The following is a 15,493-nucleotide window of genomic DNA, read 5'->3' on the forward strand; positions in this document are numbered from 1 at the left end:
ATTGCTTGATTCAAATTGTTAAAGAGCAACGCAGCTTTTGGCTGCTGCGGGAGTGGCATTCTACTCAACCGCCTTCTCGAGTCAAGCCTTATTTTCACAGGCTTTTCGAGGCTATCGACTCAGGCTTTGCGTTGCTGCTTTCCCTGTCGATGGAGGCGCATTATAGGGAGCGAATTCGTTCTGGCAACCCCTCCTCTGCAATAAAATTGCAAAAATCGACACTTTTTTAGTTATTCATATCTAAGCACAGCTTTTATACAGGCTTACCCACAGAAGAAGCCCTCAACGGCACTACAGCAGCCACACGCCATGACTCACGCCTGCTTAATACGTCAGATGAACAATGACATTGCCCCACTCTGGGCTATGTAACACGAACCGCTGTCGTTCAGGTAGAGATAAAGACTTAATATAGAGACTATTGAAAAATCATCGCTCACTTACAAAGTAAGGCAGTAGAGGCAGTAGAGGCAGTAGAGGCAGTAGAGGCAGTAGAGGCAGTAGAGGCAGTAGAGGCAGTAGAGGCAGTAGAGGCAGTAGAGGCAGTATCAGAATCCACCAAAAGAAAAGCCGGGACAAGCCCGGCTTTTTCTTTTATCACTCAGCAGCTGCTTCAGCAGCGGCCGGGCGGTCTACCAGCTCAATGTAAGCCATAGGAGCGTTGTCGCCAGCACGGAAACCGCATTTCAGAATGCGAGTATAACCGCCGGCGCGCTCCAGGTAGCGCGGGCCCAGTTCATTGAACAGCTTAGCCACGATCGCGTTATCGCGAGTACGGGCAAATGCCAGGCGACGATTAGCAACGCTATCAGTCTTGGCAAGGGTGATCAGCGGTTCAACTACACGACGCAGCTCTTTTGCCTTAGGCAGAGTCGTCTTGATGATCTCATGACGAACCAGGGAGCTGGCCATGTTGCGGAACATAGCCTGACGATGGCTGCTGTTCCGGTTCAGTTGACGACCACTCAAACGATGGCGCATGACCTTATCCTTCTAACTAAATCTGTGAAACCCGTAATCTGGATTACTCGTCAGCGATGCTGGCGGGCGGCCAGTTCTCAAGGCGCATGCCAAGAGACAGACCACGGGAGGCCAACACGTCCTTGATCTCAGTCAGGGACTTCTTACCGAGGTTAGGAGTCTTAAGCAACTCAACTTCGGTACGCTGTACCAGATCACCAATATAGTGGATAGCTTCTGCCTTCAGACAGTTCGCTGAACGAACTGTCAGCTCCAAATCATCGACAGGACGTAGCAGAATCGGATCAAACTCGGGTTTCTCTTCTTTCTTCTCGGGCACGCTGACATCGCGCAGATCCACGAAGGCTTCCAGTTGCTCTGCCAGAATAGTGGCTGAACGACGGATTGCTTCTTCCGGATCCAGAGTACCATTGGTCTCCATGTCGATAACCAGCTTGTCCAAGTCGGTGCGCTGTTCCACACGTGCCGCCTCGACATTGTAGGCGATGCGAACGATGGGGCTGAACGCGGAGTCCAGCAGCAGGCGACCGATAGGACGCTCTTCATCATCGTTGTGAACACGAGCAGAAGCAGGCACATAACCACGACCGCGCTGAACTTTCAGGCGCATGCTGATCTCAGCATTTGCACCAGTCAGGTGGCAGATTACGTGCTCCGGGTTTACGATCTCGACTTCATCACCGTGAGTGATATCACCAGCGGTAACGGGGCCTGTTCCAGACTTGGTCAGGGACAGAGTTACCTCGTCCTTGCCTTCCAGCTTCACAGCGATACCTTTCAGGTTGAGCAGGATTTCAAGAATGTCTTCCTGTACACCTTCTTTGCTGCTGTACTCGTGCAGTACTCCGTCGATCTCGACTTCAGTAACCGCACAACCGGGCATAGATGACAGCAAAATACGACGCAGGGCATTGCCCAGCGTGTGGCCAAAGCCACGCTCAAGCGGCTCGAGAGTCACTTTCGCGTGAGTCGGGCTAACTTGCTCGATGTCAACTAGCCGCGGTTTAAGAAAATCTGTTACAGAACCCAGCATTGTGTCCTCTCTTTAGAAGCTAGCTTTACTTGGAGTAAAGCTCGACGATCAGCTGTTCGTTAATGTCGGCAGACAGGTCGGAACGCTCCGGCAGGCGCTTGAAGGCACCTTCCATCTTAGCAGCGTCAACCTCTACCCAAGTCGGCTTCTCGCGCTGACCAGCAACTTCCAGGGAAGCTTTGATACGCGCTTGCTTCTTAGCCTTCTCGCGAACGCAGATCACGTCCTCAGGGGATACCTGGAAAGAAGGAACATTCACAACGCGGCCGTTTACCATGATGGCTTTGTGGCTCACCAGCTGACGAGATTCAGCACGAGTGGCACCGAAGCCCATGCGGTAGACGACGTTGTCCAGACGACCTTCCAGCAGCTGCAACAGGTTTTCACCGGTGTTACCCTTTTGACGGGCAGCGTCGCGGTAGTAGTTGCGGAACTGTTTTTCCAATACGCCGTAGATACGACGTACTTTTTGTTTCTCGCGCAGTTGCACACCGTAGTCGGACAGACGCGCTTTACGCGCACCGTGTTGACCAGGAACGGTGTCAATCTTGCACTTAGAATCAATCGCACGAACACCAGACTTCAGGAAGAGGTCGGTGCCCTCACGACGGCTAAGCTTAAGCTTAGGACCGATATATCTTGCCATCTTCTTTCTCCAACAATCCTAGACCAAGTAGCTACAGCGTTACACGCGGCGCTTCTTGGGAGGACGACAACCGTTGTGCGGGATCGGAGTCACATCAGTAATGTTAGTGATGCGGAAACCAGCCGCGTTCAGAGCGCGGATGGAAGACTCACGACCGGGACCCGGACCTTTGACCATGACTTCCAGGTTCTTCACGCCGTATTCTTTGGCGATCTCACCAGCACGCTCAGCAGCTACCTGGGCAGCAAACGGAGTGGACTTACGGGAACCACGGAAACCGGAACCACCAGAGGTAGCCCAAGACAGAGCATTGCCCTGACGGTCAGTAATGGTCACGATTGTGTTGTTGAAAGATGCATGAACGTGCGCAATACCGTCGCTCACTTGCTTTTTAACGCGCTTGCGAGCACGAGTCGGAGTTTTAGCCATTTTCTACCTTCCCGTTACTTCTTGATAGCCTTGCGCGGACCCTTACGGGTACGAGCGTTGGTCTTGGTACGTTGACCACGAACAGGCAGGCTACGACGGTGACGCAAACCACGGTAGCAACCCAGATCCATCAATCGCTTGATGTTCATGGAAATCTGACGACGCAGGTCACCTTCGACGGTGAATTTACCTACTTGTTCACGCAGACTCTCAATCTGAGCTTCGTCCAGGTCTTTAATTTTCACATTCTCAGCGATACCGGCTGCGGCACAGATGGCCTTGGAGCGGGTACGACCGACGCCATAAATAGCAGTCAACGCAATGACTGCATGTTTATGGTCAGGAATGTTAATGCCAGCGATACGGGCCACTATTCACTCCTACATATAGTAGATAACGACCACCACAAAGCCCGTGAGCGGATACGTGGCGGTCAACCAATACACAACAAAAGTTGGCTGGCTATATTAGCCAGCACAACTATTTGTTGCAAGTACTAACCGTAAAAAATTAGCCTTGGCGCTGTTTATGCTTTGGCTCGCTGCAAATCACACGCACCACACCGTGACGCTTGATGATTTTGCAGTTACGGCAGATTGCCTTAACGGAAGCACGAACTTTCATTGCTTAACTCCGTAACTACGCCGACCTTTAGCGGCCGTAGCCCTTCAGGTTGGCCTTCCTCAGGACGTCGCCATATTGATGAGACATCATATGGGTCTGAACCTGAGCCATGAAGTCCATGATAACTACCACGATAATCAGCAGCGAGGTGCCACCGAAGTAGAACTGTACGTTCCAGGCAGTCATCAGGAACTGGGGTACCAGACAGATAAAGGTAATATAGAGCGCACCTGCCAATGTCAGGCGAGTCATAACCTTATCGATGTAACGTGCTGTCTGCTCGCCCGGGCGGATCCCCGGGATAAAGGCTCCACTCTTCTTCAGGTTATCTGCTGTCTCGCGGGGGTTGAACACCAGCGCGGTATAGAAGAAGCAGAAGAAGATAATGGCTGCTGCATAGAGCATCTCGTACAAGGGCTGACCCGGCTGCAGGACCATAGAGACCTGTTGCAGAATGTCAGCGATCTTGCCCTCGCCCTGACCAAACCAGGAGGTAATGGTACCCGGGAAGAGGATGATGCTGGATGCGAAAATCGCAGGAATCACACCGGCCATATTCACTTTCAACGGCAGGTGTGTGCTTTGCGCAGCGAATACCTGGCGGCCTTGTTGACGCTTGGCATAGTTAACGACGATACGACGCTGACCACGCTCCACGAACACCACAAAGTAAGTCACAGCGAAAACAATCAAGCCTAGCAACAACAACAGCAGGATGTGCAATTCCCCTTGACGTGCCTGTTCGGCCGTAGCGCCAATGGCATGAGGCAGACCGGCGACGATACCTGTGAAGATAATCAACGAGATACCATTACCAATCCCACGCTCGGTAATCTGTTCACCCAACCACATCAAGAACATGGTACCGGTGACCAGACTCACAACGGCTGTGAAATAGAAGCCCAAACCCGGATGAGTCACGAGTCCTTGCATCATATTCGGCAGACCTGTTGCAATACCAATGGCCTGGAACGTTCCCAAAACCAGCGTGCCCCAACGGGTATATTGGCTAATCTTGCGACGGCCGGATTCACCTTCTTTCTTGAGTTCAGCAAGAGCAGGGTGAACCACAGTCAGCAACTGGATAATGATCGACGCCGAAATGTACGGCATGATCCCCAGTGCAAGAATAGAAGCACGCGAGAGTGCACCACCACTGAACATGTTGAACATCTCAATGATGGTGCCCTTCTGTTGTTGGAACAACTCGGCCAGTACGGCGGCGTCAATACCAGGGATCGGCACATAAGAGCCTGCACGGAACACGATAATTGCCCCGAGAACGAAGAGCAGACGGCTCTTCAGTTCGCTCAGACCACCTTGTGCTTTAACATCCAATCCTGGTTTCTTAGCCATTGTACTGATTATTCCTCGATTTTACCGCCAGCGGCCTCGATGGCTGCACGTGCACCCTTGGTGACGGACAGACCACGAACGGTCACAGCACGGTCAATGTTGCCAGACAGAACAACTTTAGCGAACACGATGTTTTTGGTAATAACACCGGCTTGCTTCAGAGTGCTCACGTCGACCACATCACCTTCTACCAGGGCGATTTCGTTCAGGCGCACTTCGGCAGAAACCAAAGATTTGCGAGAGAAGAAACCGAACTTCGGCAGACGGATTTTCAAAGGCATCTGGCCGCCTTCGAAACCGTTGCGGACCTTGCCGCCACCGGAACGAGAGGTTTGACCTTTAACACCACGACCACCGGTCTTGCCCAGACCAGAACCGATACCACGGCCCGGACGGTGCTTGACGCGCTTGGAGCCAGCGGCCGGAGACAGAGTATTCAGACGCATGCTTAGCCCTCCACCTTAACCATGTAATAAACCTGGTTGATCATACCGCGTACGCAGGGAGTATCTTCCAGCTCAACGGTGTGACCAATGCGACGCAGACCCAGACCACGCAGAGTCGCCTTGTGCTTTGGCAGACGGCCGATAGAGCTGCGAGTTTGAGTTACTTTTACAGTGTTAGCCATGTCGCATTACCCCAGAATTTCTTCAACGCGCAGACCACGCTTGGCCGCGATCTGTTCCGGTGATTGACCGTGAACCAGAGCGTCGACAGTTGCGCGAACAACGTTGATTGGGTTGGTGGAACCGTAGGTCTTGGCCAGCACGTTGTGGATACCAGCAACTTCCAGTACGGCACGCATGGCGCCGCCTGCAATGATACCAGTACCTTGGGAGGCCGGCTTCATGAACACGGTGGAACCAGAGTGAACGCCACGCACCGGGTGGTGCAGGGTGCCGTTGTTCAGCTCAACCTTGTTCAGGTTACGTTTAGCCTGTTCCATCGCCTTTTGAATGGCGGCCGGAACTTCACGGGCCTTACCGTAACCGTAACCTACACGGCCGTTACCATCACCCACCACGGTCAACGCGGTGAAGGACATGATACGACCACCTTTAACAGTTTTCGAAACGCGGTTTACTGCAATGAGCTTTTCTTGCAGTTCGCCGGCTTGAGATTCGACTTTAGCCATCTTCGACTCCTAGCTTAGAACTGAAGACCAGCGTCACGAGCAGCGGCAGCCAGAGCGGCTACACGACCGTGATACTTGAAACCGGAACGATCGAAAGATACGTTCTGAACGCCTTTGGCAATAGCACGCTCAGCGATAGCCTTACCTACAGCGGTAGCAGCATCTGCGTTACCGGTGTATTTCAGAGCTTCACTGATGGCTTTCTCTACTGTGGAAGCAGAGGCCAGAACTTCGGAACCGTTGGCTGCAATAACCTGCGCATAGATATGACGCGGGGTACGGTGAACAACCAGACGGGTAGCTCCCAGTTCCTGCATCTTTTTCCGAGCACGAGTAGCACGACGGAGACGAGCTGCTTTCTTGTCCATAGTGTTACCTTACTTCTTCTTAGCTTCTTTAGTACGCACTTGCTCGTTGGCATAGCGTACACCCTTGCCCTTGTAGGGCTCCGGAGCGCGGTAAGCACGGATATCGGCGGCGACTTGGCCAACCAGCTGCTTGTCCACACCACGCAGAACGATCTCGGTGGCGGACGGACATTCAGCGGTGACACCAGCCGGCAGCGCATGCTCTACCGGGTGAGAGAAGCCCAGTGCCAGCGCAACAGCATTGCCCTTGATGGAGGCTTTGTAACCTACACCAACCAGCTGCAGCTTGCGCTCGAAGCCTTGGGTAACACCGACTACCATGTTGTTGACCAATGCACGGGCAGTACCGGCCTGAGCGTCAGCACCAGCGATGCCGTCGCGCGGGGCGAACTTCAGTACATTGTCTTCTTTGGTCACTTCTACACCGGCGTGGATGGAACGAACCAGGGAACCCTTGCCACCTTTGATGGACAGTTCTTGGCCGTTCAGAGTCACCTCTACGCCAGCAGGAATAGTGACGGGTGCCTTAGCAACGCGAGACATTTCCGACCTCCTATTAAGCGACGTAGCAGATGATCTCACCACCCATGCTTGCCTTGCGGGCAGCACGGTCGGTCATCACACCTTTAGACGTGGACACGATAGCAACACCGAGACCGCCCATGACTTTCGGCAGATCAGTAGTGCGCTTGTAAATACGCAGGCCGGGACGGCTCACGCGTTGGATCAGTTCTACAACCGGCTTGCCCTGGAAATACTTCAGTTCGATTTCCAGTTCCGGTTTCACGTCACCAGCTACGTTGTAGCCAGCGATGTAACCTTCTTCTTTCAGCACTTTGGCGATAGCCACTTTCAGCTTGGAAGAAGGCATGGAAACCGCAACTTTGCTCGCCGCCTGACCGTTACGGATGCGGGTCAGCATATCCGCGATCGGATCTTGCATGCTCATAGTCTAACTCCCGAGATTCTTACCAAGAGGCCTTTTTGAGGCCCGGAATTTCGCCCTTCATGGCATGCTCACGCACCTTGATGCGAGAGAGGCCAAACTTCCGCAGGAAACCGTGCGGACGACCAGTGATGTTGCAACGGTTACGCTGGCGGGACGGACTGGAATCACGGGGCAGCTGTTGCAGTTGCAAGACAGCATCCCAACGCGCTTCTTCAGAAGCGTTCATATCAACGATGATAGCTTTCAGCTCGGTACGCTTGGTCGCGAACTTGGCTGCCAGCTTCGCACGCTTTGCTTCACGTGCTTTCATGGATGTTTTAGCCATAACCCTAACCTTACTTGCGGAATGGGAAGTTAAAGGCAGCCAGCAGAGCACGGCCTTCTTCGTCGGTATTCGCGGAAGTGGTGATGGTGATATCCAGACCACGGACGCGATCGACCTTGTCATAGTCGATTTCCGGGAAGATGATTTGCTCACGCACGCCCATGGAGTAGTTACCACGGCCATCGAACGCCTTGGCGTTCAGACCACGGAAGTCACGGATACGCGGTACGGAGATGCAAATCAGCCGTTCCAGGAACTCCCACATACGCTCGCCACGCAGGGTTACTTTACAACCTATCGGGTAGCCTTCACGAATCTTGAAGCCCGCAACAGATTTGCGTGCTTTGGTGATCAGCGGTTTCTGACCGGAAATGGCAGCCATATCGGCAGCAGCATTTTCCAGCAACTTCTTGTCAGAGATCGCTTCACCAACACCCATGTTCAGGGTGATTTTCTCGATCCGAGGGACTTGCATGATAGTCTTGTAACCGAACTGCTTGGACAGTTCATTTACTACATCGGATTTGTAGTAATCATGCAGTTTCGCCATCGTTAAACTCCAATTACTTCACAAGTTCGCCGGTGGATTTGAAGAAACGGACTTTCTTGCCGTCTTCAATCCGGAAACCAACGCGGTCAGCCTTGCCAGTGGCAGAGTTGAACAGCGCGACGTTAGATACATCGATGGGGGCTTCTTTGGTGACGATGCCGCCAGCCTGACCCAGTGCGGGTACCGGCTTTTGGTGTTTCTTCACCTGGTTGATGCCTTCCACGATTACCTTACCTTTTGCAATCAGGACTTGAGTGACTTTGCCACGCTTGCCCTTGTCTTTGCCGGTAAGAACAATTACTTCGTCTTCGCGACGGATTTTAGCTGCCATCGTTCGACTCCTTACAGTACTTCGGGTGCCAGGGACACAATCTTCATGAACTTCTCGTTACGGAGTTCACGGGTCACCGGGCCAAAAATACGAGTACCGATTGGCTGTTGGTTGTTGTTAAGCAACACAGCCGCATTGTTGTCGAAACGGATGACAGAGCCGTCCGGACGACGAACGCCTTTACGGGTGCGTACGACCACCGCGTTATACACATCACCTTTCTTCACTTTACCGCGAGGAATGGCTTCCTTGATGGAAACCTTGATGATGTCGCCGATGCCGGCATAACGGCGGTGCGAACCACCCAGAACCTTAATACACATTACACTGCGAGCGCCGGAGTTGTCGGCAACACCCAGCATACTTTGCATCTGGATCATCTTAGTGCTCCGCTTTGTTTACTTCTTATCCCTGATGGGATCTGGCTGCCTTCAAAAGGCGCGAAACTATAACACAGCTATTTTTGAAAAGGTAGCCTAAAAAACAAACGGCCCCGATGGGGGGCCGTTTGGGCTAAAAAGTACCGAATTAGGCCTTTTCTACGACAGCAACCAGGGTCCAGGACTTGGTCTTGGACAGCGGGCGGCACTCGCGGATTTCCACGAGATCGCCAGCCTTGCACTCGTTGTTCTCGTCATGCACGTGCAGCTTGGTAGTACGCTTGATGATCTTACCGTAGATCGGGTGCTTTACCTTGCGCTCGATAGCGACGGTGATGGACTTGTCCATCTTGTCGCTAATTACACGACCTTGCAGAGTACGGATCTTGTCAGTCATTACGCACCTGCCTTCTCAGTCAGTACAGTCTTGATACGTGCGACGTCACGACGCACTTGTTTCAGAGTGTGAGTCTGAGCCAGCTGGCCGGTGGAAGCTTGCATGCGCATGTTGAATTGCTCACGCAGCAGACCCAGCAGCTCCTGGTTCAGTTCTTCGACGCTCTTTTGACGCAGATCTTGGGCTTTCATCACATCACCGTCTTAATTACGAAAGTGGTCTGAACAGACAGCTTAGCTGCGGCCAGGGCAAACGCTTCACGCGCCAGAGCCTCAGGTACACCATCCATCTCGTACAGAACCTTGCCAGGCTGGATCGGGCAAACCCAGTATTCCACGTTACCCTTACCTTTACCCATACGAACTTCGAGGGGCTTTTCGGTGATGGGCTTGTCCGGGAACACACGGATCCAGATCTTGCCTTGACGCTTAACGTGACGGGTCATGGCACGACGGGCTGCTTCGATTTGACGAGCAGTCAGTTGACCACGAGATGTCGCCTTCAGGCCAAAGGTACCGAAGGATACTTCGTTACCGGCATTGGCCAGACCGCGGTTACGACCCTTGTGGGTCTTGCGGAATTTAGTACGCTTAGGTTGCAACATTTACCGAATCTCCTTACTTGGCAGCGCGGCGCTTGTTGTCACGCTTGGGCTTCGCAGGAGCTTGCTCTTGAGCAGCGGCAGCATTGACTGCAGCCAGACCGCCCAGAACTTCGCCCTTGAAGATCCAAACTTTAACGCCGATCACACCGTAAGTGGTGTGGGCTTCAGAAGTTGCGTAGTCGATGTCGGCGCGCAGGGTGTGCAGGGGCACACGACCTTCACGGTACCATTCGGTACGCGCGATTTCAGCGCCGCCCAGACGGCCGGAAACTTCCACTTTGATGCCCTTGGCACCCAGGCGCATGGCGTTCTGTACGGCGCGCTTCATAGCACGACGGAACATTACGCGACGCTCCAGCTGGGAAGTGATGCTGTCGGCAACCAGTTTGCCATCCAGCTCCGGCTTGCGGACTTCGGAAATGTTGATCTGAGCAGGCACGCCAGCGATTGCGGCTACAGCTTTGCGCAGTTTTTCAACGTCTTCGCCTTTCTTGCCGATCACGACACCCGGACGAGCGGTGTGAATGGTCACACGGATGCTCTTGGCCGGACGCTCGATAGTGATCTTGGACAAGGAAGCGTTTTTCAGCTCCTTGGTCAGGAACTGGCGTACTTGGAAATCGCTGTACAGGTTGTCAGCGAAGTCTTTGGTGTTCGCGAACCAGGTAGAATTCCAAGGCTTGGTAATACCCAGGCGAATGCCATTAGGATGTACTTTCTGACCCATTGCTTATCTCCCAGCCTTAGCGTCGGATACCACTACAGTGATGTGAGCGGTACGCTTGAGGATACGATCCGCGCGACCTTTGGCACGCGGGCGGATGCGCTTCATGGAGGGACCTTCGTCTACCATGATGGTGGCAACACGCAGGGTGTCGATATCGGCACCTTCGTTGTGCTCAGCGTTGGCAATGGCAGATTCCAGCACTTTCTTCACCAGAACAGCAGCCTTTTTCGGGCTGAAGGTCAGGATGTTCAGAGCCTTGTCTACGGACAGACCACGTACTTGATCGGCTACCAGACGAGCTTTCTGGGCAGAAGTACGGGCATAACGGTGTTTAGCGATAGCTTCCATCATTTATCCCTTAGCGCTTCTTAGCCTTCTTATCAGCAGCATGGCCGCGATAAGTACGAGTCGGTGCGAATTCACCCAGTTTGTGACCGATCATTTCTTCGGTAACGAAAACCGGAACGTGCTGACGACCATTATGGACAGCGATGGTCAAACCGATCATGTTCGGGATGATCATTGAACGACGGGACCAGGTCTTAACCGGCTTTTTATCCCCGCTTTCCACCGCTTTCTCTACCTTCTTCAGCAAGTGCAGGTCGATAAATGGACCCTTCTTGAGAGAACGTGGCATGGTGATTCCTCTATGTTAACAATTACTTGTTACGACGACGTACGATGTACTTGTCGGTACGCTTGTTCTTACGGGTCTTGAAGCCCTTAGCCTTCTGGCCCCATGGGGACACAGGCTGCATGCCCTTGTTACGACCCTCACCACCACCGTGCGGGTGATCAACCGGGTTCATCGCCATACCGCGAACGGTCGGACGAATACCACGCCAGCGGTTAGCACCGGCTTTACCCAGTTGACGCAGCATGTGCTCGGAGTTACCCACTTCACCGATGGTAGCGCGGCACTCGGCCAGAACTTTACGTACTTCGCCGGAACGCAGACGCAGAGTTACATAGTTACCTTCACGAGCCAGGATCTGGATGAAAGTACCAGCGGAACGAGCCAGCTGGGCACCTTTACCAGGCTTCATCTCAACGGCGTGAACGGTAGAACCGACCGGGATGTTGCGCATCGGCAGGGTGTTACCTACCTTGATGGCAGCATCAGCACCAGAGGCGATTGCATCACCAGCTTTCAGGCCTTTCGGGGCCAGGATGTAACGACGCTCACCGTCTGCATACAGCACCAGGGCGATGTTTGCGGTACGGTTAGGATCGTATTCCAGACGCTCAACTTTGGCCGGAATGCCGTCTTTGTCGCGCTTGAAGTCGATCAGACGGTAGTGTTGCTTGTGACCACCACCGATATGACGAGTGGTGATACGACCGTTGTTGTTACGGCCACCGGACTTGCTTTTGCTGTCCAGCAGAGCGGCGAAGGGCTTGCCCTTGTACAGCTCTTGGTTGACGATCTTGACGACGTGGCGGCGGCCCGGAGAAGTAGGCTTGCACTTAACGATTGCCATTTTTCAGAACTCCTCTTACTCGGCTGCGCCCATGAAGTCGATGTCCTGACCAGCTTTCAGGGTCACATAAGCCTTTTTCCAATCGGAACGACGGCCTACGCGTGCACCTGCGCGCTTGGTCTTACCCTTCATGTTCAGGGTACGGACGGTCTCAACTTCGACCTCGAACAGTTTCGCAACTGCAGCTTTGACTTCCGCCTTGGTGGCATCAACAGCAACTTTGAACACGATAGTGTTCTGCTTTTCTGCGACCATGGTGCTCTTTTCAGAGATGTGCGGAGCCTTCAGAACTTTCAGCAGACGCTCTTCACGGATCATGCCAGCATCTCCTCGATTTGCTTAACTGCGTCAGCAGTCATCAGAACCTTGTCGAAAGCGATCAGGCTGACCGGGTCGATACCGGCAACGTCACGCACGTCAACTTTGTACAGGTTACGAGCAGCCAGGAACAGGTTCTCATCGACTTCAGCAGTCACGATCAGAACGTCAGTCAGTTCCATTTCTTTCAGCTTGGCGATCAGTTCTTTGGTCTTCGGCGCTTCGATGCCGAACTTCTCAACAACGATCAGGCGCTCTTGACGTACCAGCTCGGACAGGATGCTACGGATAGCGCCGCGGTACATCTTCTTGTTTACTTTCTGGCTGTGATCTTGCGGCTTAGCAGCAAAGGTCACACCACCGGAACGCCAGATGGGCGAACGGATGGAGCCAGCACGGGCACGACCAGTACCCTTCTGACGCCACGGCTTTTTGCCGCCACCAGACACTTCAGAGCGAGTCAGCTGCGCACGAGTACCCTGACGGGCACCAGCGGCATATGCAACGACAACCTGGTGAACCAGAGCTTCGTTGAATTCGCGCCCGAAGGTAGTCTCGGAAACTTCAAGAGCGCTCTTGGCGTCTTTCATTACCAATTCCATTACTATCTCCTCAGACGTTACGCTTTGACGGCAGGTTTGACGATCACGTTGCCGTTGGTTGCACCCGGTACTGCGCCTTTGATGAGCAGCAGGTTGCGTTCAGCGTCAACACGAACCAGTTCCAGGTTCTGAGTCGTTACACGCTCAGCACCCATGTGACCAGCCATCTTCTTGCCCTTGAATACACGGCCCGGGGTCTGGTTTTGACCGATGGAGCCAGGTACACGGTGGGACAGGGAGTTACCGTGGGTCATATCCTGGGTACGGAAGTTCCAGCGCTTAACAGTACCGGCAAAACCTTTACCCTTGGATGTGCCGGTAACGTCTACCAGCTTAACGTCAGCGAGAAGATCTACTTTCAGCTCGCTACCAACAGTGAAAGTTTCACCGTTGTTCAGGCGGAATTCCCACAGACCGCGACCGGCTTCTACACCAGCTTTGGCGAAGTGGCCAGCTTCCGGCTTGGTTACGCGGCTGGCTTTCTTGGCGCCAGTGGTAACCTGAATAGCGTTGTAGCCGTCGGTTTCTACAGATTTGACCTGAGTTACACGGTTAGCTTCAACTTCGATAACAGTCACCGGGATAGAAACGCCATCTTCAGTGAAGATGCGAGTCATACCCACTTTGCGACCTACAAGACCGATTGTCATTGTTATCAACCTCTTTCCGTAATTAACCCAGGCTGATCTGGACGTCTACACCAGCTGCCAGATCCAGACGCATCAGAGCGTCAACGGTCTTGTCAGTCGGTTCAACGATGTCTACCAGACGCTTGTGAGTGCGGATCTCGTACTGATCACGCGCGTCTTTGTTGACGTGCGGGGAGATCAGAACGGTGAAACGCTCTTTGCGAGTCGGCAGCGGGATAGGACCGCGAACCTGCGCGCCAGTGCGCTTAGCAGTTTCAACGATTTCCGCAGTGGATTGATCGATCAGGCGATGATCAAAAGCCTTCAGGCGGATACGGATTCTTTGGTTCTGCATTGACAGAGCTCCAATAGATAAAAGAACATAAATCAACACCGCCCGACCGGGACTACTCCCGCCAGAGGTGTGATTTTTCACGTTTCCTCCCATATCGGGAGGACTGTATGGCTGGCAACTCGTAAACGGGAAGCTCAGCAAGCAGACATATCGTCTGGCTGCCTCATGGGCAAGCGGAGGGGATTATACGGATTTTTTCCACTCACGCAAGTGAAGGCGGACAGATTGTGCGCAATGTTGTGTGGCAGATGGATCTCCAGGCGATCAAATCATCGCCATCGGCGAGACGGTAACGACAATGTTGCAAACAGGCTGATAGACTGCGCCCTCGCCCCAGTTTGCGGAACGCATCCCATGCTCAAGAATCAGAAGAAAGCCTACCAGTACGGGCTCTGTGCCGTCGCCCTCTGGTCCACGGTGGCCAGCGCCTTCAAGATCTCCCTCGCCTACTTTGAACCGGTACAGCTGCTGCTGGTCGCGGCATGCACCTCGACCCTGACCCTGGGGTGCATCGTGGCCTGTCAGGGCAAACTGCCGCTACTGCTCGACTACATCAAGAGTCGCCCCCTCTACTACCTCGCTCTCGGGGTCCTGAACCCCTTTCTCTATTACCTGCTGCTGTTCAAGGCATATGATCTACTGCCCGCCCAGCAGGCGCAGACTCTCAACTACACCTGGGCCATCACCCTCAGCCTGCTGGCCGTTCCCTTCCTCGGTCAAAAGCTGCGCCGCCGCGATGGCGTCGCCATCGTGCTCGGCTATTTCGGCGCCCTGGTGATCGCCACCAGGGGGGACGTGTTCGGTCTACAGTTCGACAGTCCGCTCGGCGTCACGCTGGCGCTGGTGTCGACCCTGATCTGGGCCGGTTACTGGATCCTCAACACCCGCAATCAGGGGGATCCCGTCGTCAACCTGCTGCTCGGCTTCCTCATCAGCCTGCCCTTCATCATCGTGGCGACCTGGTTGCTCTCGGACTTTGCCATGACCGCCTGGCAGGGATGGGCCGGCGCCATCTATGTGGGGCTGTTCGAGATGGGCTTCGGTTTCGTGCTCTGGCTGATGGCCCTGCGCCACGCCACCAACACAGCCCCCATCAGCAACCTCATCTTCATCTCGCCGTTTGCCTCTCTGGTGCTGCTCAACCTGTTGATCGGCGAAACCATTCACCCGGCAACCCCCATCGGGTTGGCTCTCATCGTCGCCGCCCTGCTTATCCAGCAACTCAAATATGGCAAGCGCTACCGCAAGGTGAGCGACCCCCACGCCTGACAGA

Annotated in this window: 30 protein-coding genes; 2 read left to right on the forward strand and 28 right to left on the reverse strand. The window is 53.8% G+C overall.

The features are described from left to right. The coding region (locus AB5Y59_RS08200; RefSeq protein WP_368211808.1) for a hypothetical protein at positions 1-230 on the forward strand (230 nt) is incomplete at its 5' end. A gap of 367 nt (positions 231-597) precedes the next feature. On the opposite strand, the gene rplQ is transcribed toward AB5Y59_RS08200, so the two are convergent. From rplQ to rpsJ, 28 genes are all read right to left on the reverse strand, one after another. Then, positions 598-981, reverse strand: coding sequence for a 50S ribosomal protein L17 (gene rplQ / locus AB5Y59_RS08205; protein WP_005307999.1), 384 nt, complete (start codon positions 979-981; stop codon positions 598-600). 43 nt (positions 982-1,024) lie between these two features. Further along, positions 1,025-2,014 (reverse strand): DNA-directed RNA polymerase subunit alpha, encoded by a 990-nt coding sequence (rpoA, locus tag AB5Y59_RS08210; RefSeq protein ID WP_005307997.1) that lies wholly within the window; start codon positions 2,012-2,014, stop codon positions 1,025-1,027. Positions 2,015-2,039: 25 nt separating this feature from the next. Continuing rightward, the gene (rpsD, locus tag AB5Y59_RS08215; RefSeq protein ID WP_010672568.1) at positions 2,040-2,660 is read right to left on the reverse strand and encodes a 30S ribosomal protein S4; all 621 of its coding nucleotides are present in this window, start codon (positions 2,658-2,660) and stop codon (positions 2,040-2,042) included. Positions 2,661-2,699: 39 nt separating this feature from the next. Beyond that, the gene (gene rpsK / locus AB5Y59_RS08220; RefSeq protein ID WP_005319702.1) at positions 2,700-3,089 is read right to left on the reverse strand and encodes a 30S ribosomal protein S11; all 390 of its coding nucleotides are present in this window, start codon (positions 3,087-3,089) and stop codon (positions 2,700-2,702) included. Positions 3,090-3,103: 14 nt separating this feature from the next. After that, positions 3,104-3,460: a 30S ribosomal protein S13 gene (gene rpsM, locus AB5Y59_RS08225; RefSeq protein WP_005307991.1), complete on the reverse strand. Its 357-nt coding sequence runs from the start codon at positions 3,458-3,460 to the stop codon at positions 3,104-3,106. Positions 3,461-3,599: 139 nt separating this feature from the next. Beyond that, complete coding sequence (gene rpmJ, locus AB5Y59_RS08230) at positions 3,600-3,713, reverse strand: 50S ribosomal protein L36 (RefSeq protein ID WP_005319705.1); 114 nt, start codon at positions 3,711-3,713, stop codon at positions 3,600-3,602. A gap of 27 nt (positions 3,714-3,740) precedes the next feature. After that, the gene (gene secY, locus AB5Y59_RS08235) at positions 3,741-5,069 is read right to left on the reverse strand and encodes a preprotein translocase subunit SecY (RefSeq protein ID WP_010672567.1); all 1,329 of its coding nucleotides are present in this window, start codon (positions 5,067-5,069) and stop codon (positions 3,741-3,743) included. 8 nt (positions 5,070-5,077) lie between these two features. Further along, positions 5,078-5,515, reverse strand: coding sequence for a 50S ribosomal protein L15 (gene rplO / locus AB5Y59_RS08240; RefSeq protein WP_005307987.1), 438 nt, complete (start codon positions 5,513-5,515; stop codon positions 5,078-5,080). A 2-nt stretch (positions 5,516-5,517) separates the two neighbouring features. After that, a complete protein-coding gene (rpmD, locus tag AB5Y59_RS08245) occupies positions 5,518-5,697 on the reverse strand; it encodes a 50S ribosomal protein L30 (protein ID WP_005307985.1) in 180 nt (59 codons plus the stop codon). 6 nt (positions 5,698-5,703) lie between these two features. Then, entirely contained in the window at positions 5,704-6,204 is a 501-nt protein-coding gene (gene rpsE, locus AB5Y59_RS08250) for a 30S ribosomal protein S5 (protein WP_005340605.1), read from the reverse strand. Between the two features lie 14 nt (positions 6,205-6,218). Continuing rightward, on the reverse strand, positions 6,219-6,572 hold the full coding sequence (rplR, locus tag AB5Y59_RS08255; RefSeq protein ID WP_010672566.1) for a 50S ribosomal protein L18: 354 nt from the start codon (positions 6,570-6,572) through the stop codon (positions 6,219-6,221). 9 nt (positions 6,573-6,581) lie between these two features. Continuing rightward, complete coding sequence (gene rplF, locus AB5Y59_RS08260) at positions 6,582-7,115, reverse strand: 50S ribosomal protein L6 (protein ID WP_010672565.1); 534 nt, start codon at positions 7,113-7,115, stop codon at positions 6,582-6,584. 13 nt (positions 7,116-7,128) lie between these two features. Next, entirely contained in the window at positions 7,129-7,521 is a 393-nt protein-coding gene (gene rpsH, locus AB5Y59_RS08265) for a 30S ribosomal protein S8 (protein WP_010672564.1), read from the reverse strand. Positions 7,522-7,540: 19 nt separating this feature from the next. Further along, complete coding sequence (gene rpsN / locus AB5Y59_RS08270) at positions 7,541-7,846, reverse strand: 30S ribosomal protein S14 (RefSeq protein ID WP_005331161.1); 306 nt, start codon at positions 7,844-7,846, stop codon at positions 7,541-7,543. A 10-nt stretch (positions 7,847-7,856) separates the two neighbouring features. Beyond that, a complete protein-coding gene (gene rplE, locus AB5Y59_RS08275) occupies positions 7,857-8,396 on the reverse strand; it encodes a 50S ribosomal protein L5 (RefSeq protein WP_005331162.1) in 540 nt (179 codons plus the stop codon). Between the two features lie 13 nt (positions 8,397-8,409). Continuing rightward, a complete protein-coding gene (gene rplX / locus AB5Y59_RS08280) occupies positions 8,410-8,727 on the reverse strand; it encodes a 50S ribosomal protein L24 (protein ID WP_005307977.1) in 318 nt (105 codons plus the stop codon). 11 nt (positions 8,728-8,738) lie between these two features. Continuing rightward, on the reverse strand, positions 8,739-9,107 hold the full coding sequence (gene rplN, locus AB5Y59_RS08285; RefSeq protein WP_005307975.1) for a 50S ribosomal protein L14: 369 nt from the start codon (positions 9,105-9,107) through the stop codon (positions 8,739-8,741). A 148-nt stretch (positions 9,108-9,255) separates the two neighbouring features. Next, entirely contained in the window at positions 9,256-9,504 is a 249-nt protein-coding gene (gene rpsQ, locus AB5Y59_RS08290) for a 30S ribosomal protein S17 (protein ID WP_005307966.1), read from the reverse strand. Beyond that, positions 9,504-9,695, reverse strand: a complete 192-nt coding sequence (rpmC, locus tag AB5Y59_RS08295; RefSeq protein WP_005307965.1) for a 50S ribosomal protein L29 — start codon at positions 9,693-9,695, stop codon at positions 9,504-9,506. Before rpmC ends, rpsQ begins: the two co-directional genes overlap by 1 nt. Then, positions 9,695-10,108, reverse strand: a complete 414-nt coding sequence (gene rplP / locus AB5Y59_RS08300; protein WP_010672562.1) for a 50S ribosomal protein L16 — start codon at positions 10,106-10,108, stop codon at positions 9,695-9,697. Before rplP ends, rpmC begins: the two co-directional genes overlap by 1 nt. A gap of 13 nt (positions 10,109-10,121) precedes the next feature. Further along, positions 10,122-10,835: a 30S ribosomal protein S3 gene (gene rpsC / locus AB5Y59_RS08305; RefSeq protein ID WP_005331168.1), complete on the reverse strand. Its 714-nt coding sequence runs from the start codon at positions 10,833-10,835 to the stop codon at positions 10,122-10,124. A 3-nt stretch (positions 10,836-10,838) separates the two neighbouring features. Next, positions 10,839-11,183: a 50S ribosomal protein L22 gene (gene rplV, locus AB5Y59_RS08310; protein WP_010672561.1), complete on the reverse strand. Its 345-nt coding sequence runs from the start codon at positions 11,181-11,183 to the stop codon at positions 10,839-10,841. Positions 11,184-11,193: 10 nt separating this feature from the next. After that, positions 11,194-11,472: a 30S ribosomal protein S19 gene (gene rpsS / locus AB5Y59_RS08315; RefSeq protein WP_005307960.1), complete on the reverse strand. Its 279-nt coding sequence runs from the start codon at positions 11,470-11,472 to the stop codon at positions 11,194-11,196. Positions 11,473-11,494: 22 nt separating this feature from the next. Further along, the gene (gene rplB, locus AB5Y59_RS08320; protein WP_010672560.1) at positions 11,495-12,316 is read right to left on the reverse strand and encodes a 50S ribosomal protein L2; all 822 of its coding nucleotides are present in this window, start codon (positions 12,314-12,316) and stop codon (positions 11,495-11,497) included. A gap of 15 nt (positions 12,317-12,331) precedes the next feature. After that, on the reverse strand, positions 12,332-12,631 hold the full coding sequence (rplW, locus tag AB5Y59_RS08325) for a 50S ribosomal protein L23 (RefSeq protein WP_342690021.1): 300 nt from the start codon (positions 12,629-12,631) through the stop codon (positions 12,332-12,334). Next, the gene (rplD, locus tag AB5Y59_RS08330; protein WP_005340616.1) at positions 12,631-13,236 is read right to left on the reverse strand and encodes a 50S ribosomal protein L4; all 606 of its coding nucleotides are present in this window, start codon (positions 13,234-13,236) and stop codon (positions 12,631-12,633) included. The genes rplW and rplD overlap by 1 nt, the downstream gene beginning before the upstream one ends. Before the next feature lie 17 nt (positions 13,237-13,253). Continuing rightward, positions 13,254-13,886, reverse strand: coding sequence for a 50S ribosomal protein L3 (gene rplC / locus AB5Y59_RS08335; protein WP_010672559.1), 633 nt, complete (start codon positions 13,884-13,886; stop codon positions 13,254-13,256). Positions 13,887-13,908: 22 nt separating this feature from the next. Beyond that, complete coding sequence (gene rpsJ / locus AB5Y59_RS08340; RefSeq protein ID WP_005307944.1) at positions 13,909-14,220, reverse strand: 30S ribosomal protein S10; 312 nt, start codon at positions 14,218-14,220, stop codon at positions 13,909-13,911. Positions 14,221-14,574: 354 nt separating this feature from the next. On the opposite strand from rpsJ, the gene AB5Y59_RS08345 reads away from it, so the two are divergent. Beyond that, a complete protein-coding gene (locus AB5Y59_RS08345; protein ID WP_368211809.1) occupies positions 14,575-15,489 on the forward strand; it encodes a DMT family transporter in 915 nt (304 codons plus the stop codon). Positions 15,490-15,493 lie beyond the last annotated feature (4 nt).

Origin of the sequence: Aeromonas sp. s10, from assembly GCF_040907975.1 — a bacterium.
Taxonomy (GTDB): domain Bacteria; phylum Pseudomonadota; class Gammaproteobacteria; order Enterobacterales; family Aeromonadaceae; genus Aeromonas; species Aeromonas caviae.

Excerpts from the sequence above, each read along its gene's own strand:
- rplQ (WP_005307999.1), bottom strand. The coding sequence starts at position 981 with ATGCGCCATCGTTTGAGTGGTCGTCAACTGAACCGGAACAGCAGCCAT.
- rpoA (WP_005307997.1), bottom strand. The coding sequence starts at position 2,014 with ATGCTGGGTTCTGTAACAGATTTTCTTAAACCGCGGCTAGTTGACATC.
- rpsD (WP_010672568.1), bottom strand. The coding sequence starts at position 2,660 with ATGGCAAGATATATCGGTCCTAAGCTTAAGCTTAGCCGTCGTGAGGGC.
- rpsK (WP_005319702.1), bottom strand. The coding sequence starts at position 3,089 with ATGGCTAAAACTCCGACTCGTGCTCGCAAGCGCGTTAAAAAGCAAGTG.
- rpmJ (WP_005319705.1), bottom strand. The coding sequence starts at position 3,713 with ATGAAAGTTCGTGCTTCCGTTAAGGCAATCTGCCGTAACTGCAAAATC.
- secY (WP_010672567.1), bottom strand. The coding sequence starts at position 5,069 with ATGGCTAAGAAACCAGGATTGGATGTTAAAGCACAAGGTGGTCTGAGC.
- rplO (WP_005307987.1), bottom strand. The coding sequence starts at position 5,515 with ATGCGTCTGAATACTCTGTCTCCGGCCGCTGGCTCCAAGCGCGTCAAG.
- rpmD (WP_005307985.1), bottom strand. The coding sequence starts at position 5,697 with ATGGCTAACACTGTAAAAGTAACTCAAACTCGCAGCTCTATCGGCCGT.
- rpsE (WP_005340605.1), bottom strand. The coding sequence starts at position 6,204 with ATGGCTAAAGTCGAATCTCAAGCCGGCGAACTGCAAGAAAAGCTCATT.
- rplR (WP_010672566.1), bottom strand. The coding sequence starts at position 6,572 with ATGGACAAGAAAGCAGCTCGTCTCCGTCGTGCTACTCGTGCTCGGAAA.
- rplF (WP_010672565.1), bottom strand. The coding sequence starts at position 7,115 with ATGTCTCGCGTTGCTAAGGCACCCGTCACTATTCCTGCTGGCGTAGAG.
- rpsH (WP_010672564.1), bottom strand. The coding sequence starts at position 7,521 with ATGAGCATGCAAGATCCGATCGCGGATATGCTGACCCGCATCCGTAAC.
- rpsN (WP_005331161.1), bottom strand. The coding sequence starts at position 7,846 with ATGGCTAAAACATCCATGAAAGCACGTGAAGCAAAGCGTGCGAAGCTG.
- rplE (WP_005331162.1), bottom strand. The coding sequence starts at position 8,396 with ATGGCGAAACTGCATGATTACTACAAATCCGATGTAGTAAATGAACTG.
- rplX (WP_005307977.1), bottom strand. The coding sequence starts at position 8,727 with ATGGCAGCTAAAATCCGTCGCGAAGACGAAGTAATTGTTCTTACCGGC.
- rplN (WP_005307975.1), bottom strand. The coding sequence starts at position 9,107 with ATGATCCAGATGCAAAGTATGCTGGGTGTTGCCGACAACTCCGGCGCT.
- rpsQ (WP_005307966.1), bottom strand. The coding sequence starts at position 9,504 with ATGACTGACAAGATCCGTACTCTGCAAGGTCGTGTAATTAGCGACAAG.
- rpmC (WP_005307965.1), bottom strand. The coding sequence starts at position 9,695 with ATGAAAGCCCAAGATCTGCGTCAAAAGAGCGTCGAAGAACTGAACCAG.
- rplP (WP_010672562.1), bottom strand. The coding sequence starts at position 10,108 with ATGTTGCAACCTAAGCGTACTAAATTCCGCAAGACCCACAAGGGTCGT.
- rpsC (WP_005331168.1), bottom strand. The coding sequence starts at position 10,835 with ATGGGTCAGAAAGTACATCCTAATGGCATTCGCCTGGGTATTACCAAG.
- rplV (WP_010672561.1), bottom strand. The coding sequence starts at position 11,183 with ATGGAAGCTATCGCTAAACACCGTTATGCCCGTACTTCTGCCCAGAAA.
- rpsS (WP_005307960.1), bottom strand. The coding sequence starts at position 11,472 with ATGCCACGTTCTCTCAAGAAGGGTCCATTTATCGACCTGCACTTGCTG.
- rplB (WP_010672560.1), bottom strand. The coding sequence starts at position 12,316 with ATGGCAATCGTTAAGTGCAAGCCTACTTCTCCGGGCCGCCGCCACGTC.
- rplD (WP_005340616.1), bottom strand. The coding sequence starts at position 13,236 with ATGGAATTGGTAATGAAAGACGCCAAGAGCGCTCTTGAAGTTTCCGAG.
- rplC (WP_010672559.1), bottom strand. The coding sequence starts at position 13,886 with ATGACAATCGGTCTTGTAGGTCGCAAAGTGGGTATGACTCGCATCTTC.
- rpsJ (WP_005307944.1), bottom strand. The coding sequence starts at position 14,220 with ATGCAGAACCAAAGAATCCGTATCCGCCTGAAGGCTTTTGATCATCGC.
- AB5Y59_RS08345 (WP_368211809.1), top strand. The coding sequence starts at position 14,575 with ATGCTCAAGAATCAGAAGAAAGCCTACCAGTACGGGCTCTGTGCCGTC.